Origin of the sequence: Micromonospora sp. CV4, from assembly GCF_003667455.1 — a bacterium.
Classification (GTDB): Bacteria; Actinomycetota; Actinomycetes; order Mycobacteriales; family Micromonosporaceae; genus Micromonospora.
In genome coordinates this window covers 1-2,995 of sequence record NZ_RCVI01000401.1, presented here as the reverse complement: position 1 = coordinate 2,995, position 2,995 = coordinate 1, and the positions used below count along the sequence as shown (strand labels likewise).

The window sequence follows — 2,995 nt, the reverse complement described above, 5'->3', positions numbered from 1 at the left end:
CCCGGCGCCCCGGCCGCGCCCAGACACCCGCGCCTGACACCCCGGCCGTTCGGCCGTTCGGCGGTTCGGCGGTTCGGCGCGCCGGACGCGGGGCATGAACGACTCGGTTTCCTGGAAACCGGGCCGTCCAAGGCCTCGGAACACCCCGACTTACAGGAACCCGAGACGATCAACCGCGGCGGGCACGCCAGGCCAGGCACGCCGGGCCGGGTGCGACCGCGCCCGGTGCGCCAGGCCAGGCACGCCGGGCCGGATGCGACCCAGCCGGGTGCGCCAGGCCAGGCACGCCAGGCCGGGTGCGCCGACCAGGCCAGGAAACGCCGCCGCAGCACTGGCTCAGCCGTCTCCGGGATGAGCGAGGGCGCCTCGTACAGCGCCCGCCGCAAGCCACGTCAGGCTCAGTCCCAGCAGAGGCAGAACGGGTGGCCGGCAGGGTCGGCGTAGACCCGCCAGCCCTCGCCCTCGCCCGGCAGCCGGCGGGCGCCCAGCGCGAGGGTCGCCTTCTCGGCGGCCTCGATGTCGTCCACCGTCACGTCGAGGTGGAACTGCTGTGGACGCTCCGGGTCCGGCCAGGCCGGCGGGCGCAGGTTGAGCGCCCGCTGAAACGCCAGGCGCGGCTGGTGCCCGGGCGGCCCGCCCAGCACCACCCACTCGTCATCGGAGTCGCCCTCGGCCAGAGGCACGCCGAGCAGCTCCGAGTAGAACGCCGCCAGGGCCCGCGGGTCCGGGCAGTCGATCACCACTGTACGTAGCTGTCCAATCATGACCGTCATCCTGCCCACCGGGTGCGACAGGAAACCTCAGGCCTCGGCGAGCCGCCGACCGGCGTCCCGGCACGCGGCCAGCACCACCCGGGCGTACTCCGGGCTGGCCCCGGCCAGACCGCAGGCCGGGGTGACGACCACCTGCTGGGCGAGTTGCCGGCGGGGGAAGCCGAGCCGGTCCCAGAGCTGGCGTACCCGATCGGCCACCTGTGCGGAGGTCGGCGCGTGGCCGGCGGACGGTGGCCGGGTCGGTACGGCCCCGGCCAGCAACCCGAGGCCGGCGTCGATCGCCTCGCCCAGCGGGTCCAGCTCCGTGACCAGGTCGAGGTCGAGGGCGACCCCGGCGGCGCCCGTCGAACGGATCAACTCCAGCGGCACGTCCGGGGCGCAGCAGTGCACCACGGTCGGCACGGCGGCCGCCTCGACGACGGTACGCAGCAGCGCCGCCGCGTCCGCCGACTCCACCGCCCGGTACGCGCCCAGCCCGCTCTCGGTGGGCACCCGCCCGGCCAGCACGGTCGGCAGCGACGGCTCGTCCAGTTGGAGCAGCACCGAGGCGTGGGGCAGTCGCCGGGCGACCGCCGCGACGTGCGCGCGCAGCCCCTCGGCGAGGGAGCCGGTCAGGTCACGGACCGCGCCGGGATCGCGCAGCAGCCGGCCGCCGATCGGCAGCTCCAGGGCGGCGGCCAGGGTGAGCGGACCGCCGGCCTGCACCTTGATCGGGCCGGCGTACTCCTCGGCCTGCTCGGCGAGCTGGTCCAGGTCGCGTTCCATCAGATCGCGGGCGCGGCGCAGGTCGCGGCCCGGGCGCGGGGCGACCCGCCAGCGCCCGGTGTACAGCTCGACGGGCAGGTCGACGAGCAGCCCCGCGGTGCGACCGATCAGGTCGGCTCCGGGGCCGCGGGCCGGCAGCTCGGGAAGGTGGGGTAGCGCGGGAAGCTCACCGAGGACCACCCGCTGGGCCTCCGCGATGTCGGTGCCGGGCAGCGAACCGATGCCGGTTGCCGCGCCGGCCGGCCAGGGCCACACCTGATCTGTCACGGCGGAAGGGTATCCGGTACGCCGGTCGCCCCGGGCCGCGACGGCCGGGGCGCTGGTGTGCCGGGTCAGCCGGTGATGGTGGCGGAGCCGAGGACCACGTCACCGGCCGGGTCCGGCCGGTACGCCACCACGGCCTGGCCGGCGGCGACCCCGCGTACCGGCCGGCGCAGCTCGGCGTGGAGCGCGTCGCCGTCAAGGGACACGGTGGCCGGCACCACGTCGCCGTGCGCGCGCAGCTGCACCTCGCACTCGACCGGCGCGTCCGGGCGCGGGCCACCGGTCCACACCGGCCGCTCGGCGCGCACCCGGGACATCTCCAGCGCCTCGGCCGGGCCGACCGTCACCGTGTTGGTCGTCGGCGTGATGGAGAGCACGTAGCGCGGCCGTCCGTCCGGGGCGGGCCGGTCCAGGTGCAGCCCGCGACGCTGGCCCACCGTGTACGCGTACGCGCCGGTGTGGCTGCCGACCACGGCGCCGGTGCTCGCGTCCACCACGTCGCCGGGCGCTTCGCCGAGCCGGCCGGCCAGGAAGCCGCGGGTGTCGCCGTCGGCGATGAAGCAGATGTCGTGCGAGTCCGGCTTGTCGGCCACCGCCAGGCCACGCTCGGCGGCCTCGGCGCGGACCTGCGCCTTGGTCGAGTCGCCGAGCGGAAAGACCGACCGGTCCAGCTGCTCACGGGTGAGCACGGCCAGCACGTACGACTGGTCCTTGGCCACGTCGACGCTGCGTCGCAGCAGCCCGTCCGGGCCGAGGCGGGCGTGGTGGCCGGTGACCACCGCGTCGAAGCCCAGCGCCACCGCCCGGTCCAGCACCGCAGCGAACTTGATCTTCTCGTTGCAGCGCAGGCAGGGATTCGGCGTACGACCGGCGGCGTACTCGGCGACGAAGTCGTCCACCACGTCCTCGTGGAACCGGTCGGCCATGTCCCAGACGTAGAACGGGATGCCGATCACGTCGGCGGCCCGCCGGGCGTCCCGGGAGTCCTCCAGGGTGCAGCAGCCGCGCGCCCCGGTCCGGTAGGTCTGCGGATTGCGAGCCAGCGCCAGGTGCACGCCGGTCACGTCGTGCCCGGCCTCCACCGCCCGCGCCGCCGCCACGGCCGAGTCAACCCCGCCCGACATCGCCGCCAACACCCTCACCAGCTGACTCCCTTCCCCCCACCAGCCTATCCACCCAGTCCCGCAACCCCC

Annotated in this window: 3 protein-coding genes; all 3 read right to left on the bottom strand. The window is 75.7% G+C overall.

From position 1 onward, the window contains the following. Positions 1-398 precede the first annotated feature (398 nt). Positions 399-764 (bottom strand): VOC family protein, encoded by a 366-nt coding sequence (locus EAD98_RS27355; protein ID WP_199723582.1) that lies wholly within the window; start codon positions 762-764, stop codon positions 399-401. Between the two features lie 36 nt (positions 765-800). Further along, complete coding sequence (locus tag EAD98_RS27350; RefSeq protein WP_121656841.1) at positions 801-1,805, bottom strand: methionine synthase; 1,005 nt, start codon at positions 1,803-1,805, stop codon at positions 801-803. 65 nt (positions 1,806-1,870) lie between these two features. Further along, positions 1,871-2,944, bottom strand: coding sequence for a tRNA 2-thiouridine(34) synthase MnmA (gene mnmA / locus EAD98_RS27345; RefSeq protein WP_121656840.1), 1,074 nt, complete (start codon positions 2,942-2,944; stop codon positions 1,871-1,873). Positions 2,945-2,995 lie beyond the last annotated feature (51 nt).